The 22,234-nt window shown below is 36.2% G+C and carries 21 protein-coding genes, 1 tRNA gene and 1 pseudogene; 8 read left to right on the top strand and 15 right to left on the bottom strand.

Annotated elements, in window-relative coordinates; genetic code table 11:
* Window positions 1-28: 28 nt before the first annotated feature.
* The 11 genes from F959_RS05755 to F959_RS05700 all read right to left on the bottom strand — a co-directional run bounded on the left by F959_RS05755 (window position 29) and on the right by F959_RS05700 (window position 10,224).
* Window positions 29-961: an IS5 family transposase gene (locus F959_RS05755; protein ID WP_004878326.1), complete on the bottom strand. Its 933-nt coding sequence runs from the start codon at window positions 959-961 to the stop codon at window positions 29-31.
* Window positions 962-1,032: 71 nt separating this feature from the next.
* Window positions 1,033-1,362, bottom strand: a complete 330-nt coding sequence (locus tag F959_RS05750; RefSeq protein WP_004878325.1) for a DUF192 domain-containing protein — start codon at window positions 1,360-1,362, stop codon at window positions 1,033-1,035.
* A 1-nt stretch (window position 1,363) separates the two neighbouring features.
* Window positions 1,364-2,239, bottom strand: a complete 876-nt coding sequence (locus F959_RS05745; protein ID WP_004878324.1) for a type II secretion system F family protein — start codon at window positions 2,237-2,239, stop codon at window positions 1,364-1,366.
* Between the two features lies 1 nt (window position 2,240).
* Window positions 2,241-3,077 carry a type II secretion system F family protein gene (locus F959_RS05740; protein ID WP_004878323.1) on the bottom strand — a complete coding sequence of 279 codons (837 nt, stop codon included), beginning with the start codon at window positions 3,075-3,077 and terminating at the stop codon, window positions 2,241-2,243.
* Entirely contained in the window at window positions 3,078-4,787 is a 1,710-nt protein-coding gene (locus tag F959_RS05735) for a TadA family conjugal transfer-associated ATPase (RefSeq protein WP_004878322.1), read from the bottom strand.
* Window positions 4,765-6,114 (bottom strand): type II and III secretion system protein family protein, encoded by a 1,350-nt coding sequence (locus F959_RS05730; RefSeq protein WP_004878321.1) that lies wholly within the window; start codon window positions 6,112-6,114, stop codon window positions 4,765-4,767. Before F959_RS05730 ends, F959_RS05735 begins: the two co-directional genes overlap by 23 nt.
* Window positions 6,107-6,943 (bottom strand): Flp pilus assembly protein CpaB, encoded by an 837-nt coding sequence (cpaB, locus tag F959_RS05725; RefSeq protein ID WP_004878320.1) that lies wholly within the window; start codon window positions 6,941-6,943, stop codon window positions 6,107-6,109. Before cpaB ends, F959_RS05730 begins: the two co-directional genes overlap by 8 nt.
* Window positions 6,944-7,139: 196 nt before the next feature.
* On the bottom strand, window positions 7,140-7,772 hold the full coding sequence (locus F959_RS05715; RefSeq protein WP_004878318.1) for a hypothetical protein: 633 nt from the start codon (window positions 7,770-7,772) through the stop codon (window positions 7,140-7,142).
* Window positions 7,769-8,500, bottom strand: a complete 732-nt coding sequence (locus F959_RS05710; protein ID WP_004878317.1) for a hypothetical protein — start codon at window positions 8,498-8,500, stop codon at window positions 7,769-7,771. The genes F959_RS05715 and F959_RS05710 overlap by 4 nt, the downstream gene beginning before the upstream one ends.
* A gap of 2 nt (window positions 8,501-8,502) precedes the next feature.
* Window positions 8,503-9,867 carry a Tad domain-containing protein gene (locus F959_RS05705; protein WP_004878316.1) on the bottom strand — a complete coding sequence of 455 codons (1,365 nt, stop codon included), beginning with the start codon at window positions 9,865-9,867 and terminating at the stop codon, window positions 8,503-8,505.
* Window positions 9,868-9,960: 93 nt separating this feature from the next.
* Complete coding sequence (locus F959_RS05700) at window positions 9,961-10,224, bottom strand: Flp family type IVb pilin (RefSeq protein WP_004878315.1); 264 nt, start codon at window positions 10,222-10,224, stop codon at window positions 9,961-9,963.
* A 150-nt stretch (window positions 10,225-10,374) separates the two neighbouring features.
* Here F959_RS05700 and F959_RS05695 point away from each other — a divergent pair, with 150 nt between their 5' ends.
* The 4 genes from F959_RS05695 to F959_RS05680 are packed head-to-tail and all read left to right on the top strand — an operon-like array spanning window position 10,375 to window position 16,760.
* Entirely contained in the window at window positions 10,375-11,439 is a 1,065-nt protein-coding gene (locus F959_RS05695) for a TadE family protein (RefSeq protein ID WP_004878314.1), read from the top strand.
* 22 nt (window positions 11,440-11,461) lie between these two features.
* Entirely contained in the window at window positions 11,462-16,246 is a 4,785-nt protein-coding gene (locus F959_RS05690; protein ID WP_004878313.1) for a glycohydrolase toxin TNT-related protein, read from the top strand.
* A gap of 16 nt (window positions 16,247-16,262) precedes the next feature.
* Entirely contained in the window at window positions 16,263-16,496 is a 234-nt protein-coding gene (locus tag F959_RS05685) for a hypothetical protein (protein ID WP_004878312.1), read from the top strand.
* Between the two features lie 12 nt (window positions 16,497-16,508).
* The gene (locus tag F959_RS05680; RefSeq protein WP_004878311.1) at window positions 16,509-16,760 is read left to right on the top strand and encodes a hypothetical protein; all 252 of its coding nucleotides are present in this window, start codon (window positions 16,509-16,511) and stop codon (window positions 16,758-16,760) included.
* A 233-nt stretch (window positions 16,761-16,993) separates the two neighbouring features.
* Here the strand turns inward: F959_RS05680 and F959_RS05675 are convergent.
* Window positions 16,994-17,864 (bottom strand): annotated as a pseudogene (locus F959_RS05675) (IS982 family transposase).
* Between the two features lie 355 nt (window positions 17,865-18,219).
* On the opposite strand from F959_RS05675, the gene F959_RS16990 reads away from it, so the two are divergent.
* The 3 genes from F959_RS16990 (at window position 18,220) to F959_RS16700 (ending at window position 19,146) form a co-directional block, all read left to right on the top strand.
* Entirely contained in the window at window positions 18,220-18,474 is a 255-nt protein-coding gene (locus F959_RS16990; protein ID WP_373278715.1) for a transposase, read from the top strand.
* 27 nt (window positions 18,475-18,501) lie between these two features.
* Window positions 18,502-18,753 carry a hypothetical protein gene (locus F959_RS16985; RefSeq protein ID WP_373278714.1) on the top strand — a complete coding sequence of 84 codons (252 nt, stop codon included), beginning with the start codon at window positions 18,502-18,504 and terminating at the stop codon, window positions 18,751-18,753.
* Between the two features lie 216 nt (window positions 18,754-18,969).
* On the top strand, window positions 18,970-19,146 hold the full coding sequence (locus F959_RS16700) for a hypothetical protein (protein ID WP_004878308.1): 177 nt from the start codon (window positions 18,970-18,972) through the stop codon (window positions 19,144-19,146).
* Window positions 19,147-19,459: 313 nt separating this feature from the next.
* Here the strand turns inward: F959_RS16700 and F959_RS05665 are convergent.
* Both F959_RS05665 and greB read right to left on the bottom strand, forming a co-directional pair.
* A tRNA-Ser gene (locus F959_RS05665) sits at window positions 19,460-19,549 on the bottom strand.
* A 90-nt stretch (window positions 19,550-19,639) separates the two neighbouring features.
* Complete coding sequence (gene greB / locus F959_RS05660; protein WP_004878307.1) at window positions 19,640-20,134, bottom strand: transcription elongation factor GreB; 495 nt, start codon at window positions 20,132-20,134, stop codon at window positions 19,640-19,642.
* A 372-nt stretch (window positions 20,135-20,506) separates the two neighbouring features.
* Here greB and F959_RS05655 point away from each other — a divergent pair, with 372 nt between their 5' ends.
* Entirely contained in the window at window positions 20,507-21,616 is a 1,110-nt protein-coding gene (locus F959_RS05655) for a transglycosylase SLT domain-containing protein (RefSeq protein WP_004878306.1), read from the top strand.
* Between the two features lie 57 nt (window positions 21,617-21,673).
* Here the strand turns inward: F959_RS05655 and F959_RS05650 are convergent, their stop codons facing one another.
* Complete coding sequence (locus F959_RS05650) at window positions 21,674-22,057, bottom strand: SCP2 sterol-binding domain-containing protein (protein ID WP_004651955.1); 384 nt, start codon at window positions 22,055-22,057, stop codon at window positions 21,674-21,676.
* Window positions 22,058-22,234: the final 177 nt, after the last annotated feature.

The following is a 22,234-nucleotide window of genomic DNA, read 5'->3' as shown; positions in this document are numbered from 1 at the left end:
TGCACAGCTGCCCCTAAGTGATCCAAATTTAAGTGGCAACTTGGGTATGAGGTTGACCTAATTCTGTAAATTTATTTAAGACTGCCACACGTGCATGAATCTCGTTGACTTGATTGTTAAAATTTTTAGCGCTGAGTTTATCCCCTAATAATTTGATGCAATGCATCTTGGTTTCCACCAAACTTCGCCGATGATAGCCTGACCATTTTTTCCATAGTGTTCTGCCTAAACGTTTAACTGTTCGAAGTAATTCATTTCGCTCCTGAGAATGTGATTTTGTATCTTTCCAAGGTCTTGCATTTTTTCTAGGAGGAATCACTGCATGCGCTTGTCGATCTGCAATGACTTGACGGCATCTTTTTGTGTCATAAGCTCCATCGGTATAAACAGAGTCTATTTGCTCATCCAATGGAATCTGATCAAGTAAATCACTAAGTACCTGTGAATCGCTGACATTATTTGTGGTGAGTTGTACTGCACGTATTTGAAGGGTTTCAGCATCTATAGCAATATGAAGCTTATGCCATTGGCGACGATATTCAGATCCATGTTTCTTGCGTTTCCATTCACCTTCACCTAGAAACTTTAAACCAGTAGAGTCCACGAGCAGATGTAGTTCATCGCTGCTTTTTTGATAGCTAATCACAATATCAATATGCTTTTGTCTTCTGCATATGGTCGAATAATCTGGTGCTGTCCAATCTAATCCACAAAGTTTAATCAGGCTCTGAACAAAACCTGTAACCATGCGTAAAGAGAGTCTAAATAGAGATTTGATCATTAAACAGCATTGAATAGCTATGTCTGAGTAAGTTTGATTTCGACCTTGCTTGCCTTGTGGTTGTGCATACCACTGAGTCTTTGGATCAAACCAAATGGAAATATTACCTCGGTTAATGAGGGCTCGATTATAGGAAGGCCAATTGGTTGTGCGATAGGTTCTAGGGGCAGGTTTATTCATTTTGAAATTATATGGCTGAATAAATCTTCGTGGCTAGGTTTATGCAACAAAGCCGTTATGAATAGAAATCTTTAATTTATAAATAGATGATTATTTTTACTTAAATCTAGTTGCTTTAATGTACCACCTAGAAATTCAACTACAGAACAAGCATTTGCAGAGGCTGAAACCACTTTAAAAGGTTTAACATCATAGTAAATATCAGTAATATAACCAAAGGCATCTATAAATATAATATCAATACTATAATGCATACCAATGGTATGAATTGATCGACAAGGTGTTATTAATAAACATTGTCTAGACATCAATTTTTTTCTAAATAAAAGACCACCAGCTCTAGCAAGAAAACTTTTAGCAACTAGAATTTCAAATTTTTCACCACTCTGATTTAAATACATATTAGCCAAAAGCATCCTTCATCATGATATAAAGTGGGAAACCAATAACAATAAATGTGCATGGGAAAATAAAAGCGACTAACGGAAAAAGCATTTTCACAGGAGCTTCTAATGCCAACTTCTCGGCACGTAGAAAACGTTCAACTCGCCTCTGCTCTGCTTGACCGCGTAAGATTGGTCCAAGGTTCATCCCCATATTTTCGGCTTGAATAATAGCCGATACCAAGTTTTGTACAGAGGGTTGATCTACACGCTGTGTCATATTTCTTAGCGCATCATTTTTTGGAATACCCTTACGTATATCGGCAAGTACTCTTGAAAACTCATTACGTGTTGGACTTTTAACTGCCTTAGTAACAGCTTGATCCAAAGCATTAACGAGAGTAAGACCTGCTTCTACACATAAAACGATGATGTCTAAAAAGAATGGTATTTCTTTAAGAATAAGATTTTCTCTTTTCTTCTTTTGGCTTTTTAACCAAAGTACAGGATAAATCAATCCATAAAGCCCAAATGCAGCGCTATATATGAGTTCTACACCAGACAAATATAATATAACTAATGAGAGTAGTGTAAATACAAAACTAAAAACAATCTGTGAAGCTATAATCTCACTTGGTTTAAAGACATACTCATAACCAGCATAAATAATTTTTTTGCTAAGACTGTCTTCCATTTTTTTTGATATAAATGGCTTAATATAGAATGAGACTGCTTTTATCAAACTCCATAGAATATAAAAAAGAAATGGAGGCTTATCCAAATATTCCCTATTTTCATCGGGTACTGCATAAATAAAACTAAAAACTTGCCAACAGAGGAAAGAAATAACTCCACCTAAGCCAAGAAAACAAGCATATAAAATTAGATCATTCATGTTATACGTCTATATCTACAATTTTTCGAATAAAAATCATGCCAAACACCTCAAATATTAGGATTCCTGTTAAAGCAATCCATCCTGCAGGTGTGGACCATAATTTATCCATTGCCTCAGGTTCCATTTGACACAACACAAAAATCAAGGCAATAGGCATTAATCCAACTACCCAAGCCTGCATTTTTCCTTGTGCGGTTAGGGCTTTGATTTTTCCTTCTGATTGGTTAATTTGGCGCAAGGTTTCTGCTGCCTTAGTCAGAGTCTCAGCTAGCTCTCCACCTGTTTCGAGTGCGATTCGAATACTTGTGGTCATTAATACTACTGCGTTTATTGGCATACGTTTTTGAAAATTTAGCAGCGCATCACTCAAAGGTAGCCCAACCTTCTGCTCTTTAATAATGAATGCAATTTCATTTTTTAATGGCGGTAAACATTCATTTGTAAGCTGGAGTAATGCCGTACTCAAGCTTGCGCCTGAGCGAAGTCCACCTGCTATCAACATAAGTGCATCAGGTAACTGTTGCTCAATTTTTTCAAGCTGTTGTTTTTTAAATTTTTTGATGATTATAAAAGGTAAAATTGCTAAAAAAATTGCAGCAAAAATATAGAGTACACTGAACTTAAAAAGGAAAAAAATTGCAGCAAAAATGATAATTAACAACAAGAAATAAAGAAAAAGAATCTTCTTTAAATTTAAGAATACATAACTTAAGTTCAGTTGTTCTTCTAGCTTAGAGGTTTTTCTCAGGAAAACAGAAGTGATACCATCTGAAACAATCAGATAGTAGGTCAAAAAAACAATAACGGCAGCGATTAAGATTAAATAAATATACATTTATAACCCATTGCTTTGAAATTTAGAGATATCGATTTTGTATCCAGACTCTCTTAATTCTTGTAAAAAAGTTGGGATCAGTCCTGTTGCTCCAAACTGCCCCTTGGTTTTTTGCGATTCAGCATCTAGCCCAGTTTTCTCAAATTTATAAATGTCTTGAAGTTGTATTTTTCCACTCTCAATTCCAGTAACTTCAGTGATATAAGTGATTTTTCGGGAACCGCATGAAAACCGAGACTGTTGAATCAAAATATCTACAGCAGATGCAATTTGTTCACGAATCGCATTCAAGGGTAAATCCATCCCTGCCATCATAATCATTGTTTCTAAACGAGCAATTGCATCACGAGGTGTATTGGCATGTAATGTCGAAAGTGAACCTTCATGCCCAGTATTCATTGCTTGTAACATGTCTAAGGCTTCTGGACCACGACACTCACCAATCACAATTCGGTCAGGTCGCATACGTAATGAGTTTTTGACTAGATCTCGAATATGAATCGTTCCTTTGCCTTCATTATTGCCAGGACGAGCTTCTAATGAAATAAGATGATCATGGTCAAGTTTTAACTCGGCTGCATCCTCAATGGTAATCACACGTTCACCATGAGGAATGAAACTGGCAAGGACATTTAATAATGTCGTTTTTCCTGAGCCAGTTCCTCCAGAAATAAGGATATTCTTTTTCGCAGCCACACATAGCTTTAAAAAATCAGCCATGTCATCGTCAAGACTAAAATAGCCAACCAAGTCCTCAATCAAAATACGCTTTTCAGGGAATTTACGAATCGTAATTGTAGGCCCTTTAATGGCAAGTGGAGGGATAATCGCATTTACACGAGACCCATCCTTAAGTCTTGCATCAACCATCGGCGAGCTTTCATCAATTCGTCGTCCTAAAGGAGTTACAATTCTTTCAATGACATCTAAAATCGCCTTATTACTGGTAAACTCCAAATCACTTTTTACAATTTTTCCAGACTGTTCTATAAAGATTTCGTCCTTGGCATTCACCATGATTTCCGTTACTTGTGGATTACTCAATAGTTCCTCAAGTGGGCCTAGTCCAATTGCTTCATTGATAATCTTCTGTTTCAATCTATCAATATTCAATATCTGTGGTAAATCCCCATCAATATCAAATAAAACCTGATCCAAACTGGTCAAAGTCTCTTGCTTAAGCTCTTCTGGGGTCATGGCATTAATATCCTTACGCCGAAGATCCATTTGCTTAACTAATTTTTCCCGAAGAATCTGAATCCATTCTACTTCAAGATTTTTATAGGTTTTGGAGTTATATGGAATATTGGTAATTTGAGTGCTATAAACAGCCTCATCTTCTGGAACATCCTTTAAATTATCCAATACTCGGTGATCTATGGATTCAAGATTAACAACTTTTATATCGCTTTTTTCGACATCATCTTCCAATAAATGAATGGTATAGCTACCAACAACAATACTATCCTCTTGGAGATTGATTGGCCCATAGAAATCAACCTTGCGATTGTTAACCACAGTGCCATTCACACCACGATTTAAATCTTCTACGACATAGCCACCACTCAATTTTTTAATTGAGCAATGCTGGTCAGCAATAAACCATCCTTTTAATTGCAAATCACAATTCTTGGATTTCCCAATGAGAATTTCTGATTTTTCAAATGCCAGTATCGACTCTTGATTCTTATTTTTTATTTTCAGTTTCATCAGTCTGCTCATTTTTTAATTTATAGTCATTTGGTATTATTAAGCCTGAACCTAATTCAGATTTCACAACACCATCCGCATCACGACCAACTCCACCCAACTTCATTTCAAATTCATTTTCATACACATAAGGTGTTACGAAAAAGACCAACTCATTTTGCTTAATTCGATTAGATTTACTTTTAAATAAATTACCTAATAGTGGAATTTTTCCTAATCCTGGGACTGCACTTTCCCCCCCATTTTTCTCCGCCCCAACTAATCCACTGAGGACTAATGTTTGCCCTTGCCCCACAACAAATTCAGTTTCAGTTCTTCTTGTCAAAAAACCCGGTACTCCAGAAACCTGTACAGACTGATCAATCGTACTCACTTCGGCTAGAATTTTGGCAACGATCCCATCATTTGAAATGGTTGGATTGATATCTAATTTAATACCATAGTCTTTAAACTCTATAGATGGCGTACCTGTTGCACCAGAAGACTGGTAAGGGATTTGACCTCCTGAAAGGAATGTCGCATTCCCACCATTTTTACAAGACAGTAACGGACGCGCGATAATTTTAGCGGTGCCATTTTCCTGCAACAAATTGATTTTACTATCAATAAAACTAGCTAAACCGAAATATGTTTGAAAAGGACTAATCTTTGCTAAAGGTGCAATCTGCTCTGCCAAAGGATGATTTGAACCAGTGAAAATATCACTCCGTTTAAAATCACCAAGCACTCCAAACTTTGGTCCGTCGACTGATGCAGTGTTCCACTTAATCCCTATTTCTTTGGTCGAAGATGTTGATATCTCAACAATTCGAACATCCAAGTAAATCATTTTTTGTTTTTCTTGGAGGTTATTTTCCTTTGTCTTCGCAAAGTTAACGACATTTTTAAAAAGATGAGCATAGCCATCTACCCTTTCTTTTTCTTCAAGCGTTAAGTCTTTACCCTGTAATAGGACATTATCCCCCACTAACTGTATAGATAATTTTGGTATATCTCTTAACGCAGTCTGCAAATCTTCAAGCGTTTTCTTTACATTACTTGGATAAACATGAATTTCCGATGTGAAATAACGATTACCGTTCCAAACCTTTAACGTTGTGTCCCCGGCAGCTACTCCAGTTAAGGCAATACCTTTGTTTCCTACTTTTTTAGCTTTGACAATTTGATCATTTCCAATTACTACATCGGTAACAGTTGGATCATTCAAATAAATCGTTTCACCAATGTAAAGCTGATCTGACATTGCATGTGAGTTGACTGCTATTAAGCACATAAGCAAAGGTAGATAAGCACTTTTAAAATTTTGATAACCAACAAATTTATTCATCTTTATTTCCATAGATAATATTAAAATCTGAACGACTGCTATTTGTTTTAATCTCAGACCTTATTTCTGGTCTAATTGTTGGTATCGAAATTGGTTGCACATTTTTACTGGCTTGCTCTTTTTGAGTATTAATAAGCTGTATAAAACCACTGGTATCGCTCATGACTTGATCATCAGGATTTCTTAATATCGCCGAAATTCGCCCCATGCTTGTAGCTAAGGTAATATTTTTCGCATCATCAGCACTTACATCTAAAGTGATATTGGTATAACCCGTAGTCCCGCTAACTTCATCACTTACATCTGTTTGCTTACCCGTCGCTAAGATCTTTACACCTTGCATTAAAGGCACTGTCGCTGTTTTCTCCGCACTTTGCAGTGTCACCATTAAATCAATTAAGTCTCCTGGTTTAAGCATTGTTGAAATTGAGCTTTCATCATCAACAGGAATCGTTAATGCTCTTCTTCCAAGAGGAATAAGTTTGGCTATATCTTTCTTAGTATCGACCATCGAATACATAATGATGTCACCAGGTTTTAGATCTACCTTTAATGGTAATCCATCAATTGAACCAAAATCAGTAGCCAAAACTGCATTAGACTGCTGATAATCCGATGGAATATTCCTTTGCGAAACGGTATCTGTCGAAATCAGACCTCCAGCTAAAAGCTCTTTACTTGCAACAACATATGCAACTCCTGGACCCTTTTGCGTCATACTTTCTACTTTATTGTCGAAAGCTGTCTTAAACCCCCAGATACTTAATACTCCAACTAAAATTGAAACAAGAAGTGCTACAAACTTTTTATTAATATTCGGTAAATTCATTATGGGATTGCATCCATATTCAAAATTGTTGCATTAAATTTATTCATAAATAATTCGTATGCATTCTTAAAAATTAGAAATATACTTTTGTCTCCAAAAATACCATTCCCAAGTAATAGCGGCCCTACTAGTATAATAAAGACAAAGGTCAAACAGATTAAATACTCTATTGATGTATTACCATTTAATTTATTTCTCATTTAAATGATCCTTTTTTAATATTAACAAAAACCAATGTGCTGATTGACTTACGAGCATCAAAAATCAAGTTAATCTCATTACCTTCACCTAAATCAAAATATGAAAATGCATCATTTACATCACTAACTTTTGATTTTTTTTGCAACTGAGTAATTAAATTTTGGTAGTCCATTCGCTTGAATCTTTTGAATACCATCGTTCTATTTACTTCACCATAATCTTCACTTTGAAAGTCCGTGGTTGCTTTGGGAAGTTTTATATAATCTGGTGATTGTAATAACTTATACTTAGTTTGTGATGGACAGACAACCCTGCCAGAAAATGATTGTTGATTCGCTGAAAAAATTTGAATTGTAGTTCCGCCATTTTCTACAATATAGAAAAGAGAACCTTGTTTAGAAAATCTAATATTTTTTTTATCCAAAAAATTCATATAACATTCCAAGCTACAAGAACGTGATATTAAGTCATACATTTGAATAGATGATCCATTCAAAATAGTGTTTTTACCAATCTGAATTAGATGCATATGTTTTTCTTTAAAATTATTAACAAGACAAGCATTCACACTTGAAGCTTGCATTAATAAAAGAATAAAAAATAATAAAAAATAATTTCTCTTCATCATTTTAAAGTCGCTTTACGATCATTAGGAACGACTTCCATTTTATAAATACCGTCTTTTTGAATCTTTTTTTCAAACCCCATAGAAGCAACAGCGGCATTATAAACCTTATTAATATTCACCTGTACCAGCTCATAAGGTTTCAAATATACAGAATTTTTTACGGTTGTTTTTATCTCTGCCGAATTATTAGCTGCCCAATTATTTCTTAACGTTCCTGCCGAACTTTTAATATCAAATGACTGTGCAAGTGGAAAATCACGAATACCTGTTACAAAATTTACAGGGACTGCCACTTCAACGGTATATTGACCATTGGACTTTATACTCTTAAATGGTTTAGCAACTACATCCAAAGGATCAGCACCTAAGGTTTTGGTATATTTTTCCTTTGTTTGCCTTGCTGTAACCCTGACTGAATCCCAATGAACCAAAGAGTTTCCAGACATATCCTGATCTGCTGCATCATCACAATCTGCATTACGATCACTCAAAATGTCCGCACCCGTTCGTGCAAAGAAACGTTGTCCAACTTCTCGTGAAAGCGTCTCTTGATCGTTGATATTAATCCCTTTATTAACACGCCATGCAACATAATCTGCTGCCTGCTCAGATTTTAACTTAACAGTTGCAAGCTTCGAAACCATAGGGATTGCAATTAACAGCATACTCAAAACGACTGCTGCGATCGCAAATTCAGCAATAGATTGTCCTTGTTGATTTTTAATCATACTCAATTCACCAATGCTGATTCTGTGTTGACTAATGCTCTCTGTGCAGCATTCATATCATCTGATAATCTTGTTTTCCAATACGGACTAAACAAAGAACCATGCTCATGATTGATTTGATTACCCGAAACTTCTAATTCCCATGGCCGCTGGAAATATACTTCTGCTTGAGTAATTGCTTGCATATCACCATTACTCAGTGTGCCCCGCTCTAAGGTGTCGTAATTATCTAAAACAGTAAAATCTTTACCCATTTTCAGGTTTGAATTTCGATTTGTAGTTGCCAGTTTATTGCGTGATTTTCTTACAGAAACTACTAATGGGAATATATTTTCTTTATTATTTAGGTCTTTTAACTCATAAAATTTAGGAATACCCGCACCAGTAATGGCACCGCCATAGTTTCTGACATCCCATTGCGGTGTATTTCTTTCAGCATACCCTCTAGATTTAGGATTGGTTGAGCTTGCACCACCATAACTACCCGACTTTGAGGCTTTATCTCGCCCTAATTGACTACCTAATGCACTCCCCCAACCAATTGGAATTTCATCATGCTTCTTTCGAATTTTAAACCTTTTAATAGTCTTATAGTAATGATGAATAGCTAAGGTATCGACCCCTTTCCATTCATCTAATTGTACTAACTCGGTCCCACCTGCTTTATGAATACGATACTCATTCCACCCTCCAGGAGCTAAAACTAGTTTAGGGAAAATATCATTTTTACTACGATTAGTAATAAATGGATCAGCAGAACTAAGAACAACTTCCGCCATCCTCTGCCGCTCTTGGGCTGTATATTTTTTAATAATTTGTGCTGGAAATTTAGAAGCGCTTACGATAAGACGAATATCGTAATCTGAACTATTGGCCTTTGCCAAACTACCAAATTCTTGAGGTGAATTCAAAATTGTTGCATTACTCACAAGATTTAAACTGTCCTGTGCTACTTCTAAAGCTTTAACTTCAATACCGTACCCCTCAATATAGATACCTAAAGAATCAGCAAAATAGTTTAAGCCTGTACCAATATTAGAGAATACTGCACTTACAGGAGGAAACCATGAAGTTGCACGACTAATATTTGTAGAAGTTTGCGCTGCATATTTTGACCATGAAGCAGTACTTACTCCTTGAGCGATTGCTAATTGATTCGCAATTTGTGTTCGATTTATATAAGCATTAAGATTTAAAAGGCGTGCCTGTCGTGTTGCTGTTGCATACGCAGACTGGTCAGCAAGCATTTTGGCTTGCTGTCGTTCTGATAATAATTGAGAAGTATTAAATATAAAAACAATGGTCAGCATCAATATCAAAGACATGACCAGCATTAACAAAGTTGACTGTCCAGATTGATGCTTCATTTCAACCTCTTATAATAAAAAACATGACTACTTTTAAGTTAAAAATAAAAAGTAGTCATTTTTTAGAAATTAAATAATTAATTCTTTTATTTGTTATTTTTGTTGCTCATATGTGCCTAACTTTTTATCAACTGTTCCTTCTTGTGTTGCTTTATTAGCATTTGCAGTAGCTTGAGTACGACCAGTTGCTGAAGATTGCCCACCTAATTCTGCGGCAGCAACTGCAACTTGAGAACGTGCAGTATTGCCATAATAGCGAAATACACCAATTGCTGCGACGGCAATTAATGCAACAATAATAATGTATTCAGTCATGCCTTGACCTTGAATACGTTTTGGTTTCAACAGTATAGACATATTTATAACACTCATAATAGACCCTATAAATAAAATGAATTTATTTTGCAACTTTAGTAACACTGTGTATTTTTTGTGTACCCATGTATACTATACTGTTCAGTATATGAAAAACAACTATCTTCTAAAAAAAAAGGATTAGTGGTAAAAATGAGAAAATTTAAGCAAATAGGGGTTTCTCTTACTGAATTTATCATTATTGCGCCTTTGCTTTTATTTATTGGTCTTGTCGGTATTCAATATGGACTGATTTATGTGGCACGTTTAAATGTGACTTATGCAGCTTATGAAGCCGCTAGAGCTGGCGCAATCTATAATGCTGATCCAGCAAGGATTCAAAATGCTTTTTTTAAAGGTTTAGTCCCATATTTCGCAACCCCTGGAATTTATTTACCAGGAAATAATCATGTTAAAAGTACAATCACAAGTAAAGATCCTAATTTGGCACAAGTTGCATTACAAGGTCTAGCATTAAAAGAAATAATTAAAAAAACAGAATCTGCTTTTGTTCATATTCATATGATTAATCCATCTAAAGCCTCATTTGACGATTGGAATGATGTCACCTTAGCAAAAGCCTATCGTATTAAAACTGGGCAAAATGTACGTATTATTTCAAATGATAATTTAGATACTAGAGCAACGACCGTTAAAGAAAAATCTAAACAGAATATTCAAGATGCCAATGTACTAAAGCTCCGTTTTATTTATGGGTATGAACCAAGAATTCCTTTGATGAAAAATGTTTTTAGTTCTTTAACCTCATTTTTTACCAGTAACCGTGATGCCGCCAACTTAAGAATGTTAGCTGCGGGTCGAATTCCTATTGTTGTCGATATTTCTGCACAAATGTTGAGTCCTGCAATTGAAGGTGGCTTACTAACAAATACAGTAAACAGAAATGGTTATCTTGTTGGTGAAGACTTAATCAATCGTTTTCAGGAAAATCAAGCCATGCAATGGCAAGTAGGACAAAAGAAAAATAATCTTTTAGAAGGCATTCAAGATTCAGCTGAACAGTCCGCAATTTCTCAGTTTGAAAAGGATGCAACTAATCTCAACGCAATTGGTGATATTGGTTCTGCCCTAGTTGGGGGATTGGCGGGTAATAACTCGCCAACAGGTCATACAGGCTCCACAACAAATAGCATTATTGGGGATACAAATAACCTCATCAGCTGCAGTTCTGGTCAAACCATCACTAACTTTTATTAATTTAAAATTTATAGAACTTAATATGAAAAATACGATTCTCAAAGCAGGGTTATTTAACCTTGGACTTTCCGTTTTAGGATTAAATTCAACATTAACTCAGGCTGGGGTTGTAGATTTTAGCAAATGTGGTGTTAGCTCCTCCTTCGCAGTTATCACTCAAAGCGAAGGACCAACCTATGCCTGTGGCGGTATCAATAATGGTGTCGGAAACCCAATCAATGTACTCAATGGTAATAAGTTTGAAGCTGTTGAAGATTTTAAAGAACTGCCTGCCTTTAAAGGGCTCTCTTTCTCTCGTTTTTATAATAGCCAGAGCAATGCCAATACCTCTCTTGGTTATGGATGGTATAGTTCTTTTGATATCAAACTCTATGAGCAACCTGAGATTATCCAGATTCGTCTTGAATCAGGACAGCGTATCAATTTCAAAAAAAATAAGATCAGTTTAGGTAATAATCAGTTTGTGATTCGGGCCTTACCCCTTAATCCTGCCGATGGCTGGATTGAAAAGAAGATTGATGGCTCCGGATGGGTCTGGCATAAAACCCAATCCAATCAGGATTATTTGTTTCAGTATTTAGGCGGTAAAGACCCTAGTCTGGCGCATATCACTAAAATCTCTGCTTTATCTGATTTGGATAAAAGTAACCCTGCTCTTAATTTTTCTTTTATATATAATTCACAGCAACGCCTTGCTGTGGTGAAGAATGGGCAAGGTCAGCAGCTTTCTTTTGCTTATTTAACCACTCGATTTGGGTTACCCCAAATGACTTTAACCACGCCTCTCGGAAAATATTATTATTTTCTTGATCGTAATAACAATCTGGCTCAGGTTGTTTATCCTGATGGGCGTCGCTTTAAGTATAGTTACGATCCTAAGTTTCAAGGGGGGGATATTCATAATCTGACAGCAAAGTCTGTGTTCGATCCAGATCAAAAGAAATACAGGTTAATTTCCCAGTGGCAGTATGATCAGCAAGATCGGGCTATCCTCAGTCAACATGCCAAAGGTATGGAAAAAGTCACCATTCAATTTGATCCACGTACCCATAAAGATATGCCTGCAAACTACGCTGCCAATAAACCTGTGTTTAAAAATGTGGTCACCAACAGTTTGGGGCAGAAAACGACTTATTCCTATCAGGTTGTCGGTACACAGTTTCAGTTATTGGAAAGCTTTGGGGCAGGTTGTGCTAGTTGTGGTGAAGTCAATAAACGTTATCGCTTTAATGCTCAAGGTTTGGTCTCTTATGCCGCTGATTTAGATTCTTCAGGGAAAGTGATTCGTGCCATTGCGTTGAAATATAATGATCTGGGTGAAGTGATTGCTAGAACTGTATCAGGTATCGGTATTCAGTCTCAGACCACGGCCTATACCTATGAATCTTATCGGGTTCAACAAGGGAATGTGGCTGATGACTTGGCGAATGCATCCTCTCCTCTACTGGTACAGCTTAATCAACAGAATTATCGTCGGTTAAAGGCGGAGTCTCGTGCCAGTGTAATCACAGGTAAACAGTATCGTAAACATTATCTTTATAATCAAAACCATCAACTGATCTCTGTTAAGGAAACTGGATTCTCCCCCCTCGGTGACACCCTAGTTCGGGAAACCAGATATGGTTATGACCAACAGGGACGTTTGAGCTGGGAAGATGGTCCTCTGCCAAATGGTCCAACTAACTCTCCTCAGGATAGTGATATTACACAATATATTTATAATGCTACAAATCCTGAGTTAATCGATCACATCGTATACCCTCAAGGTTTATCAGCAAAGTTTCAATATGATCAACATGGTCGTTTAATTAAATATACCGGAATAGACCATCTCCAAGCTGAATTAATTTATAACGCCCAAGGCGAAATAAGCCAGTTTAAATATGCTGGGGTATCAACTCATCTTGACTATACCCATAACGGAAAGTTAAAGGCCATTCTTAACCAGTTAGGTCAAAGAATGAATTTTAATTATGATGAAACTGGACAGTTATTATCCTTGTACGATGGACAAAATAATCAGATTAAGCTCATTAAAAATTCTGAAAATCAGGTCAGTCAAGCTCAACTACTAAATCCAGATGGATCAATCGCACAAGAACGTAAGTATGACTTAAATGATCATCAAGTGAATGATCCTGTTCTCTCTGCATTAAAGAATACGTCAACTACAATGAATGACACGGTAGGCAATATCGCTCGTCCTGACCCACAAGGAATGTCTGCGTTTAGACTCAATAATTTATTAGCCTCACCCCAGCATTTAAATTGGTCTGTACCCGTTCAGGCTAAAAATACAGATCAGGATTCTCAGAATCGTTCAACCTATTATTTCTACAATGACTTTGGTGAGATTGTTAAACTTCAGAGTCCTGTTACGGGAATCACCACCTATCAATATAATGCAAGTGGCTTGATCATTGGTCAACAGCGTCAAGATGGAAGCTCAGCCCGTTATATTCGAGATGCTGCCCAACGTGTGATTGAGATCAAATCATTGAATGCTCAAAAGCAGCTAGATGAACAGGGTAAAATTGTTTGGGGAAAATATAACAAGCCAAGTCGTATTCAATTTAAGGCTGGTGAAGAGCGCTTTTTTTATAATGAAAACGCTCAACTGTTAAAACATGAACTCATTGTTGATGGTCAACATTTTAGTGTCAGCTATGAGTTTAATCAGAATGCACAATTAATTGGACGAACTTTACCTAATGGGCAACAGCTAGAATATCGTTATCGATCAGAAAATGCAGCTCGTGCTGGTCTATTGGAGTCGATTCAACTTAAACGTGGTCCGTTAGGCATTGTTTCTCAGTCTGTTATTGAGAATCTAAATAGTGCAACAGACACATCCGTTAATTATGGTTATCAATTTGGCAATGGTCTAGAGCATCGTGAAAAACTTGATAAACAAGGCCGTATTGTTAGTTCAGGTAACGTCTACACGGGTGAAACCGCTCTGGATTATCTCAATCAGGAACCCTCCCCAAATAAAGTCAATTATCATTATAAATCTGAAGTAGGTTCTCAAGCACCGCAACAATTTAGTCCAGGGTTTTCAGATCGTTTGCTTCAACTCGATCTATTTAGAAAGCAATCAGAAATCCAACTTTTACCTGTCACTGCATCTTCTTCTCAACACTTCAACCATAGCTTTAAAGTGACTGCACAGTATGGCAGTGAATATGATCAGCTTGGTCGTAAGCGTTGGGCAATTGAGAACGATAAGGTCCTGTTCTTTAGTTATGACAGTGTTGATCGTCTAGTTAAAGTGGAATATCTCAAGCCGAATGAACAGGTTAAAACAGTTAGTGATTATGTTACTCAAGATACTCAACTGAATAAACAAACCTTGGCTGAGTATAAATATAATCTATTTGGTCAACGTATCCAGAAAACAGTAGCCTCAACGACAGGGAAAGGCACCAAGACCACTTATTATTTTTACGATGGCAGTCAGCTTCTTGCAGAAGCCGATGACCAAGGCAAAGTAGATAAATCCTATATCTGGATGAATCAAACGCCTGTTGGCATGATTGCCAATAATGAGTTGTACTACATTCATGTCGACCATCGTCAGGCGCCTATTTCTCTCACCAACGCCCAACGTAAAGTGGTTTGGCAAGCTGAACTCAGTGACAACTTATATGCTTCTCCCCTTGCCTATAATCATGGTCGATTCGGTTTTATTGAGTTTAATTTACGAGGTTCTAATCAGTACTTTGATGCTGAGACCAATTTACATTACAACACCAATCGTTATTTCGATGCCAAGAATGAAAAGTACATTACACCTGACCCATTAGGTTTAGCCGTTGGTCCTGATCTGTATGCTTTTGCACTAGAGCAACCCCACTCATTTAATGATCCGCTGGGATTGGCTCCTAATTTAGTTACAGATAATCAAGTTAAAAATGCCTCATTTAATCAGAAAGTACAGGACATTATTCTAAGAGCAGCTCCTCAATTACCTAGTATCATAGGTAATGCATTGCTGGAAATGGTCCAACCAGCAAATTTAGCAACAATGGGAATCATATTGGGAGTTTGGGCAGTAGCCCAAGCAACTCCTGCAGGATGGCTTGCAGATCTCGCATTGCTTGGTTATTCAATCTATACATTAGGATCTGGAATTATAGATCTTTATAAAATGTTTGTTAATTTGAATAATGATGCTAAATGTGCAAAAAATATAAGTGATCTAAATAAAGCTGCAAATAGACTAGCTCATTCCTTAGTAACCAGTACAGGCGAAATTGTAGGTGGACTAACAGGAATGTGGGGAATTAAAGCTACAGGTGGCTTTGAAAGAATTGCTAAAGGGCTTAAAGCTGTTTTTGCATATGGGAAGAGACAAGTTGCAAAAGTATCTATCAATATACTTAAACTGACAATCAAGAGACCAGACACAAATAATGTTAAGTATCCTGATAGCGTTCTAAAAAATATGTCTGATCCAAGTAAAGTAGTTTGGCCTCCACAGTCACTATATCCAAATGGAGCTGTTAAGGGCTCAGCCAAAGATATAACTTTACCTGTTGGAACCATATTAGATAGATTTGGCAGTCCTAGAGGTAGGTTTTTAGGAGTGTATGGCACTCCATATGAAATGAGATCATTACCTCCAACATCATTAGATGATATCTATTATGTATATAGAGTTCTTAAACCATTACCAGTAGAGTCTGGTACAATTGCACCATGGTTTGGTATGAAAGGTGGAGGTATTCAATATTTTAGCAAGACCAATGTCGAAACACTTGTCAAACAAGGTTATCTAGAAATTGTAGCTGGACCTATTAAATAATTTTGGAATAAAACATATGACTTTTAAGTTTTTGCAAGCATGTTATGGTTCACAACCAGTAATTTATCAAGATATAGATTTATGGAAAGTTGACTGGGAAGAATCTAATGAACCACAAATCTTACTAGAACCACGACTAGGAGAAAAATATTTATTCGATATTTACTATACAAATATTAATAAAATGAAAGTTAAATTCGCATTTCAAGAGGTCACAAATAATGTTTATGTTTTTTTTATCGATGAATAGTCTAAAATAAATATGAAATTTAAATTCTTACAAAGTTCGTTTGAGAATCAACCAACCTATTATAAAGGTTATGATTTATGGAAAATTCAATGGAAAAATAAAGATGGTATTAATCAATGTGAAGAAGTATGGCTTGATTCAGCAAGTCAAAAATATTCTTTAAATGTGTACGAGGCAATTTTACCCAATAATGCCAAAATAGTTTTTTTAGCTGGAGAACTATCAAATGGAGTATATGGTTTTTTCGTCCCCAATGACGAATAGAACCTACTGTAATTTTTATTTATTAGCTCATATATTTTACTAAAAAATTAATTATTTTATCCTATCTAGAATAGCTCTAGATAGGACAGGTATTAAAATTTTAAATTAGTTAAAAAAACATTGACTCTATTAAATATGGCTAGGATCAGCATCTTTCAAATGCTGTCCAGTAGGACATGGAGTACATAAAAGAAAAAGCTAACCTTTAGAAACTTAATTAACCTGAATCCTGTTTAAGCTAGCGCTTCACTCACTTGAACCGTTGGCTTATTTTGATGGCAAAGCTGATAAGCACATAATGATGCATAAATCCCTGCAAAATATCATGTGACACTTCGAGCTTTGCTTGTTACTAGATTGTATGTTCCTTTGAGCAAGCTAAATAAAGTTTCTATTTTATTCCGTTGTTTTAAGTGATATTCATCTTCTTTTGATAATTGAACCAACTGCATGTTTCTACAATGATATGTAATCAAATCAATGTATTGATCCTTCAGTTTTAATTTTAGTTCTTGACTGATATATCCACGATCAGCATAGAGTTTTGCTTTTAGTCCTTCGACTAACTGCTCAACCATTTTGATATCTGCTGTATGCCCATTCGATAAAGCTGTACTCACAATGTCACCGGACTGATTCATCATTATTAAATGTAACTTACAACCAAAGAACCAGCCCATTGAACTTTTACCACGCGTTGCAATCGATATCATAGATTTATGTCTTTGAATCCGCTGATTTTTGCAAACAGGTAATGTTGTTGAATCAATCCATAGATAATGACTTTTATGCTTTTTCATCAAAGCATAATGCAAGGCATGTGAAGCCAATTGATGTGTATTGATTAGATGAATCATACGTTGGTAACAAGGTAGGCTTTTGAATAAATGGGAATAATTATGCTTCAGCGCTGTAAAGAATGCTTTGAAGTTATTGAAGTGAGAATTTATACCAAATTGCAATAAAGACAATTTCAGAAATACTGAGCCGTGCGGAGCGAATTCTTAAGCATCTAAAGTTCTGCTTTAAGAATTTCCAATAAATTGGTTCAAATTTTAGAAAGAAATCATCAATTAGACAGAATAATTGCGTACTATCGAACATAAGGACTAGGGTTGTTAGTTTTGTGTGGTAACTCAACTGATGGCTCTAGTCCTCTTTTTTTCAAGTCAATTTATTATCCGCGATTCGGGTTAATTATAAAAATAATTAGTCGATAGTTACTATCCTTATCTACCAAGTATACAATTAAATTTAGATTAGGCTTAAGATTTATTACCCGAGTATTCAATCAACTAACACTATGAATTGGCTTTGTTGCATAAAAGGAATTCACCCCCATACACTTTAGATGAATACAGAATCAAAAAGCCGATACAAAACAACCAACTGGGCTGAGTACAATCAAGCTTCACGCCAACGGTCGTGTTATCACTATTTGGTTTGATCACCAAATGCAATGGTATGCAATGCCTACAGGCAAAAAAGATGTCAACCGACCTACTCTGATACTGCCATTCAGTTTACCCTGACCATACGAAACCTATTCCAACTGGCTTTACGTCAAACACAGGGTTTTATTCAAAACCTCTTTCAACTAGCTCACCTCAATTGGAATGTTCCAGATTTCTCAACATTGAGTCAGCGAGCAAATATACTCCAAACACTTCTACATAGATCAGAAAAAAACCACAGGAAGCCCTGCATATTTTAGTTGATAGCATAGGGATCAAAGTCACAGGTGATGGAGAGTGGGAGAGCAACGAATCATGCGGTAAAAGAGTATTGGACCAAGGGTCGAAAGCAGTGGAAAAGAGAGATTGGTTACCATCAACGCTCACATATAGAAGCCAAGATGTTTGCATTTAAACGGCTTGAACAAGGTGTGTCTAGTCGATGCTTTACTCGTCAGGTAGTCGACTTGCAACTAAGAGTCGATATTTTGAATAAATTTACTCAACTCGGTACAGCTCAAATAGTGGCTGTTGCATAAATATCGGGAAGATAGACAGACTCATCTTTATTTTTATTTATGCAACAAAGCCGATGCAGCAGGAAATGGAACACCAGGATGAATAGTTACCAATTTTATAGACACCTTGAAGTTAGATAAAATGACTAATAAACGAGGTGCTTATAAGCAGTAAAAGATACCCAGAAAATCCACTCTTTATAGAGATTACATGTTGTCTTAGGAACGATCCCATCAATGAATACAGGGATATTACTCTTGTACCAGTCTCAGGAGCATAACTATTACGATCTCAATCAACTCTATGTCGGAGAACGATTGAAAGTGTTAAAAGCTCAACTCATTGGTTCTGATTTTTGGACTCGAATTGATGACCATAATCCAACAGTCAGTATCGAACGTAAACTTTATTAAAAAAACAGTGACTCTACTAAGTTGAATCGACCCTCAGTCTCTCGTAGAGACTGAAGGTCATTTTTATGTAGAGCAATAAGAATAATCTATATTTTTCATATAAGCACAAAATAAAATTTTCAGGGTCTTTCATCTTAATTTTTGTTCTATTATTTTTGGATGGAATTACCAACTGTTTAATTCACTTTCCAATTCTGTCCTTACTAATCCAAATTTGTTGAATTTAATCCAACATTTGATGTGGGGTAAGTTGAGGGGTAAAAGTACAGATAAAAAATAAGCCCTTGTAAAAACAAGGGCTTATTTAGGTATTTGGCGGAAGCGGTGAGATTCGAACTCACGGAGGACTCACACCCTCGTCGGTTTTCAAGACCGGTGCATTAAACCGCTCTGCCACGCTTCCAATGGCGGCTATCATATAAATAAAAATTCAACTTGGCAAATCTTTTATTTAAAAAATCACATCGAACGCTCAAAATAAAAACAAAAACAGCTAATTTGATGAATTTTCGTGCTTTTCATATCGAATTGAATTGATATACCAAAGTTTTTTTCCTAATGGCGTATAAACTTCGACCTCATCATCGACTTGTTTACTGAGTAAAGCTTTAGCCATTGGAGACTCAATTGAGATATGCTGTGGATGATGGTCATAAATTTCATCAACTCCAACAATTCTGAGTGTTTTCTGCTCACCCTGATCATTTTCTATTTCAACCCAAGCCCCAAAATATACTTTTCCGTCCTGTTCGGGCACATAATCGACAATTTTTAATTCTTCTAAGCGCTTACCTAGATATCTAACACGTCGATCAATTTTCCTAAGCAACTGTTTATTATACTGATAATCTGCATTTTCCGATCGATCGCCTAAACTTGCTGCCCAATTTACTTTTTTGGTAATTTCAGGTCGCTCGTCATGCCAAAGTTTTTTTAGCTCAGCAACTAATAAATCATGTCCAGTGCGAGTAATTAAATTCGATTTCATAGTTAAAAATACGCTAATACAACATTTTACTTACAAGTTTTTGCATTGTATTCCTTATTTAACCATCGCTAAAGTGTATAAATTTTATTCTTTTTCAAATCAGATATTTGTGATGTATTTCTCTCTTTTTTATTGTTCAAAATTTGACAATCACTTTTTTGACGCTTATTATGCGCCCCTAAGTTAGTTTTTGTTTATTTTTTATACTTTTTGTAAATGTTGTGAAACATTTACATTGCGTCCCTTTAACTCAATGTCATTTTGAATGACGTTCATGACTTGCCCACCCCTTATTGAATTTATCAACTTTAAAAAGCTAAAGCCGTGTTTTGCTGAGCTTTTAGGGCATAAATTACCTGTAGCGGAGACAACATGCACAGTAATTCAAGTTCTGGGTCTAGGCCTAGCCTTAACTCTTTATCTTCCAAACGTCCATTTCAAGCTCTAGCCTTAGGTGTTGCGATTCTACCTTTTAATAGCTTGAATGCAGAAAAATCGCATCAATACAACACTGTTGTAAACACAAATGTTTTAACTGTCGTTGCAGTTGAAAATCCAACCACAGTTTTTAAAGAAGGTCAGTTCTTACATGGTTTTGGTTATGACTTAGCACGTAACTACGCACAAAGCCTGAATGTAAAACTTGATTTTAAAACCGTACCTGATAATACCACCGCATTAAAATGGGTAGCACAAGGTAAAGCAAATCTTGCGATGACTACAGCGAACCTTGCTTCGATTGAGGCTAAACAGCTTGTTTCATTTTCAGCGAGTTGTGGCGATCAAGGTACTTTAAGTAAAAATGGTTTAAATCCTCAATTGAATTGGGTCTTTAAACAAGCAGATGATCCTCTTACTTTAACAGCAAGTGGTTTTGTTTGCCAAAGTAAGCAAGCTGGTACTACACAACAGTTAGCATCTTTTTATAATCGAAATGTGGTAAAACCAGAGTCATGGTCAACGATTCAGAAAGATTTAAATCAGCGTTTACCGATTTATAAAGCCAGCTTTAAGCAAAGTGCTGCAAAGTATGATTTGGATTGGCATCTCTTAGCCGCGATTGGTTATCAAGAGTCTTATCTAAAACCTACATCGGTGTCTCCCACGGGTGTACGAGGCCTAATGATGCTAACGAGCGGTACTGCTCGAGCAATGGGTGTGACTAATCGTACTGATCCGGTACAGAGTATCCAAGGTGGTGCTAAGTATTATGATTTGATGTTAGATCAATACGATGACATCCCTTTTCCGGATCGTAACTGGTATGCCCTAGTCGCTTATAATATGGGGCCTGGTGCAGTGAACCAGATTCAGAAACGTATCAAAGCACAAGGCAAAGATCCGAAGCAGTGGGTCAACTTATATGACTATTTAGAGCGTAACAAAGCGCGTAATGGTCGTTATAAGCAAGCTTTACAATATGTCACGCGTATCCGTACTTATTTAGAGCACATGAAAACCAATAATCGTATTGAGATCTAACCCAATAGGCATAAAAAAAGCTTACCATTTAGTAAGCTTTTTTTATGCGAAAATAAATTAAGCAGTTTGCTCAAGTACTTTCTTGAATAAATCTTTTTGCTCTTGGCTTGGCTTAGCAGTTTGTAAAGCCATAAGCTGAGACATGTCGCCTTGTACTTTGATTTTGCCAGTCATGAATGCTTGCATCGCAGCAGCCATATCAAACTCAAGAAAAACTTTACGCAAAGTTTCAGCATCCATATTTAGAGTTGTTTTAGCATTTGAAGACAAACCCTTTTGGATTTTACCTGCATCTAAAGCTAATTCGGTGTTACCAGCTGCATCTGTTACAACTAAGTTAATCGCTAAATTCGCAAGCGCTGGTGGTAAGTTTAAATCACCCGCTTCAGCAGTAAGTTTTTCAACAGTTGCAAACCAATCATCAGTTAAAAATGCAGCCATGATTATTCCTCAAATGTATTTGTTCAATTTCTTGTGCCGGCTATCCAGACGACATCTCATGAAGCAATTTGCTCGTGCCCTGTTATAGCATGTAATTTTTATTTTAGGCTATGATTTTTTGTACGCACTATTCAATTTTTAAAAAAATTATAAAAAAAAGACACTTAATAAAGTGCC

Source organism: Acinetobacter venetianus RAG-1 = CIP 110063 (assembly GCF_000368585.1).
Taxonomy (GTDB): domain Bacteria; phylum Pseudomonadota; class Gammaproteobacteria; order Pseudomonadales; family Moraxellaceae; genus Acinetobacter; species Acinetobacter venetianus.
This window is presented reverse-complemented; position numbering and strand designations above follow the sequence as displayed.